General features: G+C 69.2%; 13 protein-coding genes. 4 read left to right on the top strand and 9 right to left on the bottom strand.

Going from position 1 to position 13,998, the window contains the following annotated elements:
• Positions 1-2: 2 nt before the first annotated feature.
• Positions 3-752 carry an alpha/beta hydrolase gene (locus tag AC3RXZ_RS08700; RefSeq protein WP_491493755.1) on the top strand — a complete coding sequence of 250 codons (750 nt, stop codon included), beginning with the start codon at positions 3-5 and terminating at the stop codon, positions 750-752.
• 40 nt (positions 753-792) lie between these two features.
• On the opposite strand, the gene AC3RXZ_RS08695 is transcribed toward AC3RXZ_RS08700, so the two are convergent.
• From AC3RXZ_RS08695 to AC3RXZ_RS08655, 9 genes are all read right to left on the bottom strand, one after another.
• Positions 793-1,644, bottom strand: a complete 852-nt coding sequence (locus AC3RXZ_RS08695; protein WP_491493754.1) for a carbohydrate kinase family protein — start codon at positions 1,642-1,644, stop codon at positions 793-795.
• Between the two features lie 5 nt (positions 1,645-1,649).
• Positions 1,650-2,765 carry an adenosine deaminase gene (locus AC3RXZ_RS08690; protein WP_243232422.1) on the bottom strand — a complete coding sequence of 372 codons (1,116 nt, stop codon included), beginning with the start codon at positions 2,763-2,765 and terminating at the stop codon, positions 1,650-1,652.
• Positions 2,766-2,807: 42 nt separating this feature from the next.
• The gene (locus tag AC3RXZ_RS08685; protein WP_491493753.1) at positions 2,808-4,097 is read right to left on the bottom strand and encodes a thymidine phosphorylase; all 1,290 of its coding nucleotides are present in this window, start codon (positions 4,095-4,097) and stop codon (positions 2,808-2,810) included.
• A complete protein-coding gene (locus tag AC3RXZ_RS08680; RefSeq protein ID WP_243232416.1) occupies positions 4,097-4,495 on the bottom strand; it encodes a cytidine deaminase in 399 nt (132 codons plus the stop codon). Before AC3RXZ_RS08680 ends, AC3RXZ_RS08685 begins: the two co-directional genes overlap by 1 nt.
• An 18-nt stretch (positions 4,496-4,513) precedes the next feature.
• Positions 4,514-5,791 carry an ABC transporter permease gene (locus tag AC3RXZ_RS08675; RefSeq protein ID WP_491493752.1) on the bottom strand — a complete coding sequence of 426 codons (1,278 nt, stop codon included), beginning with the start codon at positions 5,789-5,791 and terminating at the stop codon, positions 4,514-4,516.
• Entirely contained in the window at positions 5,788-7,152 is a 1,365-nt protein-coding gene (locus AC3RXZ_RS08670; protein ID WP_243232410.1) for an ABC transporter permease, read from the bottom strand. The genes AC3RXZ_RS08675 and AC3RXZ_RS08670 overlap by 4 nt, the downstream gene beginning before the upstream one ends.
• The gene (locus AC3RXZ_RS08665) at positions 7,149-8,663 is read right to left on the bottom strand and encodes an ABC transporter ATP-binding protein (RefSeq protein WP_243232407.1); all 1,515 of its coding nucleotides are present in this window, start codon (positions 8,661-8,663) and stop codon (positions 7,149-7,151) included. The genes AC3RXZ_RS08670 and AC3RXZ_RS08665 overlap by 4 nt, the downstream gene beginning before the upstream one ends.
• A 121-nt stretch (positions 8,664-8,784) precedes the next feature.
• Entirely contained in the window at positions 8,785-9,873 is a 1,089-nt protein-coding gene (locus AC3RXZ_RS08660) for a BMP family lipoprotein (RefSeq protein ID WP_243232405.1), read from the bottom strand.
• Positions 9,874-10,004: 131 nt separating this feature from the next.
• The gene (locus tag AC3RXZ_RS08655; RefSeq protein ID WP_243232402.1) at positions 10,005-11,120 is read right to left on the bottom strand and encodes a mannose-1-phosphate guanylyltransferase; all 1,116 of its coding nucleotides are present in this window, start codon (positions 11,118-11,120) and stop codon (positions 10,005-10,007) included.
• 147 nt (positions 11,121-11,267) lie between these two features.
• Here AC3RXZ_RS08655 and sdhC point away from each other — a divergent pair, with 147 nt between their 5' ends.
• From sdhC to sdhA, 3 genes are read left to right on the top strand one after another with little or no spacing between them, the layout of a single operon-like run.
• Positions 11,268-11,702, top strand: coding sequence for a succinate dehydrogenase, cytochrome b556 subunit (gene sdhC, locus AC3RXZ_RS08650; protein ID WP_243232395.1), 435 nt, complete (start codon positions 11,268-11,270; stop codon positions 11,700-11,702).
• Positions 11,702-12,157 (top strand): succinate dehydrogenase hydrophobic membrane anchor subunit, encoded by a 456-nt coding sequence (locus AC3RXZ_RS08645; RefSeq protein WP_491493751.1) that lies wholly within the window; start codon positions 11,702-11,704, stop codon positions 12,155-12,157. Before sdhC ends, AC3RXZ_RS08645 begins: the two co-directional genes overlap by 1 nt.
• 14 nt (positions 12,158-12,171) lie before the next feature.
• The gene (gene sdhA / locus AC3RXZ_RS08640) at positions 12,172-13,998 is read left to right on the top strand and encodes a succinate dehydrogenase flavoprotein subunit (RefSeq protein ID WP_243232392.1); all 1,827 of its coding nucleotides are present in this window, start codon (positions 12,172-12,174) and stop codon (positions 13,996-13,998) included.

The raw sequence follows: 13,998 nt of genomic DNA, 5'->3' as shown, positions 1-13,998 counted from the left end.
GGGTGCGGAGAAGTCGCGGCCGGAAGGTCGTCATCGGGATCCTGTGGGGGCTGGTGGCCCTCCTCGTGCTCGGCGTCGTCGGCATCCTCGTCTGGAGCCAGGTCGGCGTCATGGCGGCCGAGCCCGAGCCGCTCGCCGCGGTGCGGGAGAACCCGGACATCGTGGTCGAGGACGCTCCGGAGGGCATCGTGCTCTCCCCCGCGGACGGCGCAGGCGACGTCGGGCTGGTGTTCATCCCCGGCGCGAAGGTCGACCCCTGGGCCTATGCCGCGATCCTGCAGGGCATCGTCGCCGAGGATGACGTCACCGTCGTGATCACCCGGCCGTGGCTGAACCTGGCGTTCTTCGATCCGCGCGGCCTGGACGCATTCACCTCGGCGGCGCCGGAGGTGGACGCCTGGGCGGTGGGCGGGCACTCCCTGGGCGGCGTCCGTGCCTGCCAGCTGGCACCGGATGCCGAGGCGCTGGTGCTGTTCGCCTCGTACTGCTCGTCGGACATCTCGGCGTCGGACGTGCCGGTGCTGAGCCTCGCGGGCAGCAAGGACGGCCTGTCCACCCCGGAGAAGATCGCCGACGCCCGTCATCTGCTGCCGGCGGACGCCGACCTCGTGGAGATCGCCGGCGCATCGCACGCGTCGTTCGGCGATTACGGACCGCAGCCGGGGGACGGGAACCCGACGATCCAGGACGAGCAGATGCACGCCGAGGTCACCGATCTCCTCGGCCGCTTCGCGGACTCGCTCGCCCCGTGAGACCGGGAAACGCGGCCCCGCACGCGAAGCGGTGACGCCTTCAGAGCAGGATCGGATCCAGCAGCGGGTGGAGATGGCGCGTGCCGAGGACCGTCGATGCCGAGCGCGCGCCGGCTTCGAGCGCCCGCGGGACGTCGAGACCCGAAAGGCGGGCATCCAGGACACCGGCGAGGAAGGCGTCTCCCGCCCCGTTGGTGTCGAGGACGTCGGCCGCGACTGCGGCGACGCGGTGCTCGACGCCCTCGGCGTCCACGGCGACCGCCCCGTCCGCTCCCAGCGTGCAGACAGCGAGCGACGCCCCCGCGTCGATCCGGCTGCGCAGGAAGCCCACCGGGTCGGCGAGCCGATCCGCGTTGCAGAAGACCGCGTCCGCGACCGCGAGGAACGGCCGATGGAACTCCGCCTCGCCGTCATAGTCGTGCACGTCGACCCAGATCGGCACTCCGGTCCGCGCCGCCACGGGCAGCAGCCGCGCGGGCTCCGCCGCGAGGTCCAGCACCAGCGCGTCGGCATCCGCCATCGCATCCCGCAGCAGGGCGTCCTGCGCACCGGACGCGGCCTGCGGGGCCGACAGGTACAGCGAGACCCGCTCGCCCGCTCGCGTCATGAGGTTCACGTGGCGTTCGGTGTGCGCGCTGCGATCCCAGAGCGCCGGCACCCCGGCATCCGACAGTGCGGACCGTATCCGAAGACCGTCCTCGTCCTCGGCGCTGAGGCCGTACAGGAGCACATCGCGTCCGAGAGCGGTGAGGCTCAGCGCCTTCCCCGCACTCGTGCCGCCCAGCGTCTCCCAGGAATCCTCGGCGAACTGCATGTGCGGCACGGGCTCGGGCAGCCGATCGAGCAGCACCAGGCGGTTCCAGGATGCCGGTCCGGCGATGAAGACCGCCACCCGGGTCAGTCCTCGAAGCCTTCGGCGATCATCTCGACGAGCTCCTCGCGCTCCTCGACGGGGAGGAAGGCCGCGGCGGCCGCATTGAACTGGAACGTCTCCAGGTCGTCCAGGTCGTACCCGAACGCATCCACGAGCAGCGACAGCTCGCGGGTGAGCGACGTGCCGCTCATGGTGCGGTTGTCGACGTTCACGGTGACCGCGAAGCCCAGCTGGTACAGCAGGTCGAAGGGATGGTCGCCGAGCTCGGTTCCCCACGCGGCGATCGCTCCGGTCTGCAGATTCGACGACGGCGACAGCTCGAGCGGGATCTCGCGATCACGGACCCAGCGTGCGAGATCGCCGAACTGCACCTGGACCTCGTCGTCCTCGCGGCTGACGACCCGCAGGTCCGAGGCGATGCGCACACCGTGGCCGAGTCGCAGCGCGCGTCCGTCCAGCAGCGCCGAACGGATCGACGCCAGCCCCGCGGCCTCGCCCGCGTGCACGGTCACGGGGAAGAACTGCTCGGCGAGGTAGTCGAACGCGGCGCGGTGGTCGGACGGCGGGAAGCCCTCCTCGGGACCGGCGATGTCGAAGCCGACGACCCCGCGTGTGCGGTACGCGACCGCGAGCTCGGCGATCTCCCGGGAGCGGGCGGTATGGCGCATGGCCGTGATCAGCTGACCGACGCGGATGCTGCGCCCGTCGCGATCGGCCGCGTCCTCCCCCTCCTCGATGCCCTGCTGCACGGCGTCGACGGCCTGCTCCAGCGTGAGTCCGCGCGCCAGATGCTGCTCCGGCGCCCAGCGCACCTCGCCGTAGATGACCCCGTCCTCGGCGAGGTCCTCGACGAACTCGCGGGCGACGCGCGTGAGCTGCTCGGCGGTCTGCATGACGCCGGTCGTGAGATCGAAGGTCTTCAGGTACTCCACGAGCGACCCGGAGTCGCCCTGCTTCGCGAACCAGGCGGCCAGCCGCCGGGCGTCCTTCTCAGGGAGGTCGAGTCCCGCCTCGTCGGCGAGTTCGATCACGGTCGACGGGCGCACCGCGCCGTCGAGGTGGTCGTGCAGCGAGACCTTCGGCAGGCTCCGCAGCGAGACGCCCTGGACGGTGGCGTCGCCGGTCGGTTCGATCGACATGGAGGACCTCTCAGGAGAGCGGATGGAGGGGCGGGTCACAGCCTACGCGGTGATCCGCTCGCGGACGAGCGGTCCGGACTCCGGCGCATCCGTCCCGATCGCCCAGGCGCCGTCGACAGCCTCGAGAGCTCGCGCGAACCGGGCCTCTTCGTCGGCGGACAGCGTGAACAGCGGCTGCCCGGCGACCACCCGGTCCCCCGGCTTGGCGTGCAGATCGATGCCGGCCGCGGGGACCACGGCGTCCTCGGCCCGCGCGCGCCCCGCCCCGAGACGCCAGGCGGCGATGCCGAACGGCAGAGCCTCCATCCGGGTGACGACGCCGTCCGACGGCGCCGTGACGACGTGCGTCTCCCGTGCCGTGGGGAGGGCTGCGTCCGGATCCCCGTCCTGGGCGCGGATCATCGCCTTCCAGCTGTCCATCGCGCGGCCGTCGTCGAGAGCGGCCTCCACATCGGCATCGGAATGGCCCGCGAGCGCGAGCATCTCCCGAGCCAGCGCCACCGTCAGCTCACGGACGTCGGCCGGTCCGCCTCCGGCGAGCACCTCGACGGATTCGCGCACCTCGTTCGCGTTCCCGATCGCGCGGCCGAGCGGCACGTTCATGTCCGTGAGCAGCGCCGTCGTCGCCACGCCGGAGTCGGTCCCGAGCTCGACCATGGTGCGCGCGAGCTCGCGAGCCCGGTCGATGTCCTGCATGAACGCCCCCGAGCCGAACTTCACGTCCAGCACGAGCGCATCCGTGCCCTCGGCGATCTTCTTGGACATGATGCTCGACGCGATCAGCGGGATCGCCTCGACGGTGCCCGTCACGTCGCGCAGCGCGTAGAGCTTCTTGTCGGCCGGCGCGAGGCCGGAGCCGGCGGCGCAGATCACGGCACCGACGTCGGACTGCATCTGCGCGAACATCTCGTCGTTCGACAGCGCCGCCCGCCAACCGGGGATCGACTCGAGCTTGTCGAGCGTCCCGCCGGTGTGCCCGAGACCGCGGCCGGACAGCTGCGGGACGGCGACCCCGAAGGAGGCGACCAGGGGTGCCAGCGGCAGAGTGATCTTGTCCCCCACCCCGCCGGTCGAGTGCTTGTCGACGGTCCGCTTGCCGAGAGAAGCGAAGCTCATCCGCTCCCCGGAGGCGATCATGGCGTCGGTGAGGACCCGGATCTCGTCGCGCTGCATGCCGCGCTGGAACACGGCCATCGCGAACGAGGCCATCTGGGCGTCGGACACGTAGCCGCGCGTGTACGCGTCGACCATCCAGCGCAGCGCCGGCTCGGGAACGCTGCCGCCGTCGCGCTTGGCACGGATGACGTCGACGGCGTCGAAGGCCTCGACCATCAGCGCACCTCCTCGAGGTCGCGCGGGCCGAAGGCATCGGGCAGCACCTCGTCGATCGTGCGGATGCCGGACACGGTCTCCAGCAGCATCCCCGGTGTGGCGTGCTCGAACAGCAGCTGACGGCAGCGGCCGCACGGCATGATGGTCTGGCCCTCGCCGTTCACGCACACGAACGCGACGAGACGCCCGCCTCCGGACATGTGCAGATCACCGACCAGCGCGCACTCGGCGCACAGCCCGACGCCGTACGACGCGTTCTCGACGTTGCATCCCGCCACGATCCGGCCGTCGTCGGCGAGCGCCGCAGCGCCCACCCTGTAGCGCGAGTACGGGGCGTAGGCCTTCCGCATCGCCTCCGTCGCGACGGCGCGCAGTTCGTCCCAGTCGATGTCAGTCATGTCCTCGGTTCTGTCCGATCAGCTCTTGATGTAGGGAACGCCGGATGCGGCCGGAGGACGGGAGCGCCCCACGAGACCGGCGACGGCGAAGATGGTGACGATGTACGGCAGCATCAGCATGAACTGGCTCGGCACAGGCGAGCCGATCACGCTCAGCACGCCCTGCAGGTTCGACGCGAAGCCGAACAGCAGTGCGGCGAGGGTCGCCTTGATCGGATCCCACTTGCCGAAGATCACGGCGGCGAGCGCGATGAAGCCGGCCCCCGCCGTCATCTCGGAGTTGAAGCGCGGGACGGACACCAGCGTGAAGAACGCGCCTCCCATGCCGGCGACGGCACCGGCGAGCATCATGTTGCGGTACCGGGTGGTGGCGACGTCGATGCCGACGGTGTCGGCCGCCTGCGGGTGCTCGCCCACGGCGCGCAGGCGCAGACCCCAGCGGGTGCGGTACATGCCGAACCACACCAGGAACACCACGATGTACATCAGGTAGACGACGACCGTCTGACGGAACAGGATCGGTCCGATGACCGGGATGTCGCTGAGCACCGGGATCGCGATGGCCGTGAAGGGCTGCGGCGAGTTCAACGTGGCCTGGTTCGGGTCGAGCACCTGCCGGAACAGGAACGTCGTCACGCCGATCACGAGAACGTTGAGCACGACGCCGACGATGACCTGGTTCACGAAGTACGTGATCGCGAACACGGCGAGGACGAGCGAGACGAGGACGCCGGCCACCATGGCGGCGATGAGACCCGCCCATGGGCTGCCGGTGAGCGAACCCACGAGCGCCGCGCAGAAGGCGCCCGCGAGCAGCTGAGCCTCGATGGCGATGTTCACGACGCCGACCCGCTCGCCGATCACGCCGCCCAGTGCTCCGAAGATCAGCGGCGTCGCCAGAGCGAGCGCGCCCGAGAGCAGGCCGATCAGCGGCAGCGTGGCGCCGGCGGACGCCCACACCAGGAAGCCGAGCAGCAGGAACACGACGTACACCGAGATCAGCCACAGCGGCACGGAGCGCCGTCCCGCCACGAGCACGAACGCGACGACGGTCAGTGCCACGAGGATCCCCACGCACACCCATGCGGTGGCCGTCGACGGCAGGACGAGGTCCGGCAGCGCGATCGCCTCGCGCCCGGCGACCAGGCGGAACGTGCTGACGCCCTCGCGCGGTGCGAGCAGCGGCAGGAGCGCCACCAGCACGGTCATCACCGCGAAGATGATGGGCGTCTTCCACGACACGACCGCGACGTGGCGCTGCTCCTCGATGGGAGCCTGTGTCGTCAGAGCGCTCATGCCGCCACCTCCTTCGACGTCTTCGCCGCGCGCTTGCGTCGTGGCCTGCCGTCCGGCTGCGGAAGCCCGAAGATCGCCCGCACCAGCGGAGGTGCGGCGATGAACAGCACGATCAGGGACTGCACGACCAGGACGATCTCCACCGGGACCCCCTGAGAGCTCTGCATCGTGAAGCCTCCGGCCTTGAAGGCGCCGAACAGGATGCCCGCGCCGAGCACGCCAAGCGGCGTCGACCGGCCGAGCAGGGCGACGGTGATCGCGTCGAAGCCGATGCCGGCGTCGATGCCCTCGCTGAACCCGCTCGTCACCGTGCCGAGCACCTGGCTGGATCCGGCGATGCCGACCAGCCCGCCGGCGAGCACCATCACGAGGAAGTACATCCGCCCGACACTGATGCCCGCGACCTTCGCGGCTGCGGGGTTCTCCCCCACGGCGCGGAAGCGGAAGCCCAGGCTCGACCGCTCAAGAAGCCACCAGGTGAAGGCGACGGCGAGAAGCGCGATGATGAAGCCCGCGTGGAGCTTGAACTGCGGTCCGAGGATGCCGGGGAGCACCGCCGTCTCCGCCATCGGCGCGGTCTTCGGGTTGCTCGAGCCCGGCGCCTGCAGTACGCCCTGCGTGGCCAGCATCCAGGCGAGCAGGTAGACCGCGATGTGGTTGAGCATGATCGTGACGATCACCTCGTGCGCGCCGGTGCGTGCCTTGAGGAGTCCGGCGATTCCGGCCCAGATCGCGCCCGCCACGATGCCGGCGAGCACGGCTGCGAGCATGTGCAGCGGCCACGGCATGTCGACCGCCGTCGCCACCCAGCCGGCAGCAGCCGCGGCCATGAGCATCTGTCCCTGACCGCCGATGTTGAACAGGCCGGCACGGAAGGCCAGCGCGACGCCGAGTCCGGCGGCGATCAGCGGGGTCGCGAACTTGAGCGTCTCGGTGAGCGGACGGATGCCGACGATGAAGCTGTCCGCCGTGAAGTTGTAGATCGAGCCGCGGAACAGCGCGGCGTACGCGCCGGCCACGGCATCCCAGATCGCAACGAGCGTGTCAGTGGGCCGCGCGAAGAAGTAGGTCGACGCCTCCTGCACCTCGGGGTTCGTGAAGGCGATCATGATCGACCCCACGATGACGGCGAGCAGCACCGCGAGCACCGAGATGATCGCGTTTCCGGTCACCACCCGGCGCCAGGCCGCGTGCCAGCGCGATTCCTCGGGGACGGGCTGCCCGGACTTCGGGGGGTCCGGCAGCGGTACGCCGGGTGCGGCGAGTCCGGACGCGGATCCGGCGGCTCCGGTGACCGTGCCGCCGGTGCGGTCCGGTCCGCTCTGGCCGGCCGAACCGGGTGCTGCTTCGGAGTCGCTCATGCGGTGGCTCCTTCTTCGGTCATGCCGGCCATCATCAGGCCGAGGCGGTCTCGCGGTGTGTCGCCGGGGACGATGCCGACGATCCGGCCGCGATACATCACCATGATGCGATCGGCGAGCGCGGTGGCCTCGTCGAGCTCGGTCGAGATCACGACGACCGGGACGCCGGCGTCGCGGGTCGCGATGATGCGCTTGTGGATGAACTCGATCGAACCGACGTCCACACCGCGGGTGGGCTGGGCTGCGACGAACAGGGACAGGTCGCGGCTGAGCTCCCTGGCCAGGACGACCTTCTGCTGGTTCCCCCCGGAGAGCCGGCCCACCGGCTGGTCGGGGCCCTGCGTGCGGATGTCGAACTCCGCGATCTTGTCGGAGGCGAAGCTCTGCAGAACGCCCCGCTGCACTGTTCCCGCCTTGACGAAGGGCGCGCCGTCCGAGCGGTCGAGCATCAGGTTCTCGGCGATGGAGAACTCCTTGACCAGCCCGTCGACGCTGCGGTCCTCCGGGACGAAGCCGACGCCGTCATCGAGGATGTCCTTGACCGATCGGCCGACGAGTTCGCGGCCGTTCAGGCGGATGCTTCCCTGCACGCGGGGCTGAAGACCGACGAGGGCCTCGGTGAGCTCGGTCTGCCCGTTGCCCTGCACTCCGGCGATCGCGAGCACCTCGCCCCCTCGAACCGAGAAGGTGACGTCGTCCACCAGCACTGTCCCGACATCGTCCGTGACGGTGAGCCCGGTGACGGTGAGCGCCTCCTCGCCCAGGTTCGGGGCGCCCTTCGCGACGGTGAGCTCGACGGCGCGCCCGACCATGAGGGAGGCCAGCTCCTCGTTCGTCGCTGTCGGCGACGCCTCCCCGACCACCTTGCCGAGCCGGATCACGGTGATACGATCGGCGACCTCGCGCACTTCGCGGAGCTTGTGGGTGATGAAGACGATGGATGCGCCGCCGTCGCGCAGCTGGCGCATGGTGGCCATCAGCTCGTCGGTCTCCTGCGGAGTCAGCACGGCGGTCGGCTCGTCGAAGACGAGCACCTTCGCGTCGCGCGAGAGCGCCTTGATGATCTCGACGCGCTGCTGCACGCCGACGGGGAGCTCTTCGACGACGGCATCCGGATCCACGTCGAATCCGAAACGATCGGAGATCTCGATGACCATGCGCCGCGCCGCGGCCAGATCGAGTCGCCCGCCGAACCGGGTCTGCTCGTGCCCCAGCATGACGTTCTCGGCGACCGTGAACACGGGGATCAGCATGAAGTGCTGGTGCACCATGCCGATGCCGGCCGCCATCGCGTCGCCGGGGCCGGCGAAGTGCTGCACGACGTCGTCCAGCAGGATCTCGCCCTCGTCGGCCTGATACAGACCGTAGAGCACATTCATCAGCGTGGACTTGCCGGCGCCGTTCTCACCGAGGAGGCAATGGATCTGCCCCGGTTCGATGGTGAGATCGATGTGGTCGTTGGCCGTCAGCGCGCCGAACCTCTTGGTGATGCCGCGCAATTCGAGCTTCATGTGTTGATCCTAGTCAGCGGGCAGGGTGCGCCCTCAAGCAGATGGCGCGGGTCGGCGCCGTGGACTGGGGAGAGGGAGGCCGGCGGTGGCCGGCCTCCCTCTCAGCGTTTTCGGTCCTCGATCAGTCGAGGTACGACGTGACCGTGACCTCGCCGTCGATGATCGCCTGCTGCAGCGCCTCCACCTCGGAGACGAGCTCGGCGTCCACCTTGTCGGCGAAGTTGTGCAGGTCGGCGATGCCGACGCCCTCGTTCTCCAGGGTGCCGATGTACGGGGTCGCGTCGAACTCGCCGTTGGCGCTCGACATCACGGCCTCGTAGGTCGACAGGTCCATGGCCTTCAGGATCGACGTGAGCACGTAGTCCTCGGTCGTCGGGTCGGTGACGAACAGGTCGGCGTCCGTGCCGATCAGGGCGATGTCGCGACCGGACTCGGTGATCGCCTGGAGAGCCGACTGGTAGATCGGACCGCCGACGGGCAGCAGCACGTCGACGCCCTGGTCGATGATGTTCTGCGCGACGGTCTTCGCCTCCTGGTTGGCCTCGAAACCACCGGTGAACGAACCGGTCGAGCCGTCCCAGCCCACCACCTGGACGGAGGTGCCCTTCTCGGAGTTGTAGTAGTCGACGCCCTGCTTGAAGCCGTCCATGAAGATCGTGACGGTCGGGAACTCCATGCCGCCGAACGTACCGACCTTGCCGGCCTCGGAGTAGCCCGCGGCGAGGTAGCCGGCGAGGAACGCCGCTTCGGCCGTGTTGTAGAGCAGCGGCTTGACGTTCTCGGCGTCGGCCTGGCCGTCGAAGTCGGCGTCGGCGGCGTCGTCGACGAGGATGTAGTCGACGTCGGGGTTCGCCTGCGCGCTCTCGACCGTGGCAGCCGAGAGGGCGAAGCCGACCGCGACGATCGCGTTGCAGCCCTCGGCGACGAGGTTCTCGACGTTGGGTCCGTAGTCGGTCTCGGTGTTCGACTCGACGTCGTTCAGCTGCACGCCCAGCTCGTCGGCCGCCTTCTGGGCGCCCTCGAGGGACAGCTGGTTGAACGACTTGTCCTGGAACCCGCCGAAGTCGGAGACGATGCAGGGCAGGAAGTCGAGCGCTTCCCCGCCCGGTCCCTCGGACTCCTCCGGGGCGGCTCCACAGCCAGCGAGCGAGAGGGCGACACCGGTCGCCACGAGCGCGGCGAGTGCGCGCTTCCGGGTGGAAATGGTCACGTAAGCCTCCACGGACTACTGGCCTGCGCCGATCGCAAGGCCCCAGGCATAAGTTACCCAGTGTTACGCGACGCCCGCCCGTCGCCGCGGTTAATGGTTACAAACCCGAAATAGATCCGACATCCGCCCGGTCAGAGCACATCTCCGCGACCGGTCACCTTGAGCGATTCGACGACGCCCTTCACGCGCTGCGCGTGCTCCGTCGTGGTCACCAGAAGCGCGTCCGGAGTGTCCACGACGACGATGTCCTGCACGCCGACGAGGCTGATCACGCGCGAGGTCTGGCTCACCAGGATCCCGGTCGCGGCGTCCGACAGCACCCGCGCCTTCGGCCCGAGCACCGCGAGGTCGTTCTTGCGTCCGCCGGTGATGAGCTTGGTGAGGGAGGCGAAATCCCCCACGTCGTCCCAGTCGAAGTGGCCGGGGATCACCGCCAGGCGCCCCTTGTCGGCCGCGGGCTCCGCGACGGCGTAGTCGATCGCGATCTTCTTCAGTCCCGGCCATATGCGATCCACCGCAGGTCCGCGGAGCTCGCGATCGTCCCACGCCTCGGCAAGCTCCCGCAGCCCCGCATGCAGCTCGGGTTCGTTCTCCGCGAGCTCGTCCAGCAGCACGCTCGCCTTCGCGATGAACATTCCGGCGTTCCACAGGTACGAGCGGTCGGCGTAGTAGCGCTTCGCCGTCTCGAGATCCGGCTTCTCCACGAAGCTCTCGACCGTCGCCGCCTCGGGGGCGCCGTCCACGATCAGCTCGTCGCCCTTGCGGATGTAGCCGAAGCCCACGGACGGCTCGGACGGCTGGATGCCGATCGTGCAGATATAACCGGCGCGGGCGACCTCCACGGCCTGCTGCACGGCGAACTCGAAGGTGCGCGTTCCGCGGATGACGTGGTCCGCGGCGAACGAGCCGATGATCACGTCCGGGTCGCGGCGGTGCAGGATCGCGGCAGCCAGCCCGATCGCCGCCGACGAGTCGCGCGGCTCGGACTCGAGGAAGACGTTCGGATCGGGGATGCCGGGGAGCTCCGCCTCGACGGCTGCGCGATGCGCGCGGCCGGTGACGACCGCGATGCGGTCGGCGCCCGCGAGCGGCTCGAGCCGGTCCCAGGTGTCGCGCAGCAGCGAGTTGCCCGAACCGGTCAGGTCGTGCAGGAACTTGGGCGCGTCCGCACGCGAGAGCGGCCACAGCCGGCTCCCGATGCCGCCGGCGGGGATCACGGCGTAGAAGTCCTCGATCGGCTCCGTCATGCCCCCACCCTACCCGGGACAACAATCTCGACATCGAGACAGTTAGGGTCCCCTTCCTCGATCCCGGCGCGTGGACGGGAATAGGATGGTGAGCGTTCGGGCGTGCCTGCGCACGCTGCCGAGACAGATCGATCAGGGAGGACGACCGTGTCCGCAAGCACTCGCTTGACACCGTCGATTTCGGAGACGACATCCAAGACCCCGCGCGGCACCCTCTACCGAGGCCGCGAAGGCATGTGGTCCTGGGTGCTTCACCGCATCACCGGTGTCGCCATCTTCTTCTTCCTCCTGGTGCACGTGCTCGACACGGCGCTGATCCGCGTGTCGCCCGAGGCGTACGACGCGGTGATCGGCACCTACAAGAACCCGGTCATGGCCTTCGGCGAGGTCGTCCTCGTCGCCGGCATCGCGTTCCACGCTCTCAACGGCCTACGCATCATCCTCGTCGACCTGTGGTCGAAGGGGGCGCGGTACCAGCGCCAGATGTTCTGGATCGTCATCGGCCTGTGGGCGGTGCTGATGGCCGGATTCGTCCCGCGCCATCTCGCCCTCGCGTTCGCCGGCTTCGGAGGGGGACACTGATGACCACTCAGACCGCAGTGCCGGCATCCGGGCGTCGCGCCCGCCGCTTCAACCTCGAGAAGTGGGGTTGGATGTTCATGCGGGTGTCCGGGGTGCTCCTGGTGATCCTGATCTTCGGCCACCTTTTCGTGAACCTCATGCTCGGCGACGGCATCCACGCCCTCGACTTCGCGTTCATCGCCGGCAAGTTCGCCGACCCGTGGTGGCAGTGGTGGGACGTGCTCATGCTGTGGCTGGCGCTGATCCACGGCGCGAACGGCATGCGCACCATCGTCAACGACTACGTCACCCACCCCGGTGCTCGCAAGGCGCTGGTCTGGGCGCTGGGCCTGGCCGCCGGACTCCTCATCGTCCTGGGCACGCTGGTCGTCTTCACGTTCGACCCGTGCCTCGGCGTGACCGAGTCGAGCAGCCTGTGGGACATGTGCGTGGCCAACGGCAGCGTCGGGAACTGAGAGAGAGCCAGAGAGTGACCACCCAGACTCACGATTCCGTCGTCCGCGACGGCGTGCACTACCACCAGTTCGACATCGTCATCGTCGGCGCCGGCGGCGCCGGCATGCGGGCGGCCATCGAGGCCGGCCCCGGCGCGAAGACCGCCGTCATCTCGAAGCTGTATCCCACTCGCTCGCACACCGGCGCCGCACAGGGCGGCATGGCGGCTGCCCTCGCGAACGTCGAGGAGGACAGCTGGGAGTGGCACACCTTCGACACGGTCAAGGGCGGCGACTACCTCGTCGACCAGGACGCCGCCGAGATCCTCGCCAAGGAGGCGATCGACGCGGTCATCGACCTCGAGAACATGGGCCTGCCGTTCAACCGCACCCCCGAGGGCAAGATCGACCAGCGCCGCTTCGGCGGGCACACCGCCGAGCACGGCAAGACCCCCGTGCGCCGCGCGTGCTACGCGGCCGACCGCACCGGCCACATGATCCTGCAGACTCTCTTCCAGAACTGCGTCAAGCTCGGCATCGACTTCTTCAACGAGTTCTACGTGCTCGACCTGATCACGGTGAAGGATGCCGAGGGCAGGACCCAGATCGCCGGCGTCGTCGCCTACGACCTCGCCACGGGCGAGCTGCACGTGTTCCACTCCAAGGCCGTGATCTTCGCGACCGGCGGTTTCGGCAAGATCTTCAAGACCACCTCCAACGCGCACACCCTCACCGGCGACGGCGTCGGCATCGTGTGGCGCAAGGGACTGCCGCTCGAGGACCTCGAGTTCTTCCAGTTCCACCCGACCGGTCTCGCCGGTCTCGGCATCCTGCTCACCGAAGGAGCCCGCGGCGAGGGAGCCATCCTGCGCAACGCCTCGGGCGAGCGCTTCATGGAGCGCTACGCGCCGACCATCAAGGACCTCGCCCCGCGCGACATCGTCGCCCGCTGCATGGTGCAGGAGGTCGCTGAGGGACGCGGCGCGGGTCCGCACAAGGACTACGTGCTGCTGGACTGCACGCACCTCGGCGCCGAGGTCCTCGAGACCAAGCTCCCCGACATCACCGAGTTCGCCCGCACGTATCTGGGCGTCGACCCGGTCGTCGAGCCGGTGCCGGTCATGCCGACCGCGCACTACGCGATGGGCGGCATCCCGACGAACAACGACGGAGAGGTGCTGGCCGACAACGACACGGTCGTGCCCGGTCTGTACGCCGCCGGCGAGTGCGCCTGCGTCTCGGTGCACGGCGCCAACCGGCTCGGAACCAACTCGCTGCTGGACATCAACGTGTTCGGCAAGCGCTCGGGCCGCAACGCGGTCGAGTACGTCAAGACCGCCGAATTCGTCCCGCTGCCGGAGAACCCGGCGGCGTTCGTCTCGGACATGCTCGAGGGGCTGCGCAACAACCAGGGCACCGAGCGCATCGCCGTGCTGCGCAAGACGCTGCAGGACGAGATGGACAAGGGCGCGCAGGTGTTCCGCACGCACGACTCCCTGGAACACGTCCTCGGCGTGATCGCGGAGCTGCGCGAGCGCTACAAGAACGTGCACGTGGACGACAAGGGCCACCGGTTCAACACCGATCTGCTCGAGGCCGTCGAGCTGGGCTTCCTGCTCGACATCGCCGAGGTCGTCGTCTATGCGGCCCAGAACCGCGAGGAGAGCCGCGGCGGCCACATGCGCGACGACTTCCCCCAGCGCGACGACGAGAAGTACATGAAGCACACGATGGCGTACCTGACGGGCGACCCGCACTCGTCGACGCCGAGCGACCACATCCGGCTCGACTGGAAGCCGGTCGTCTTCACGAAGAACGAGCAGGGCGAGTTGAACTACCCGCCGATGGAGAGGAAGTACTGA

This window comes from Microbacterium cucumeris (genome assembly GCF_058349845.2).
This window is presented reverse-complemented; position numbering and strand designations above follow the sequence as displayed.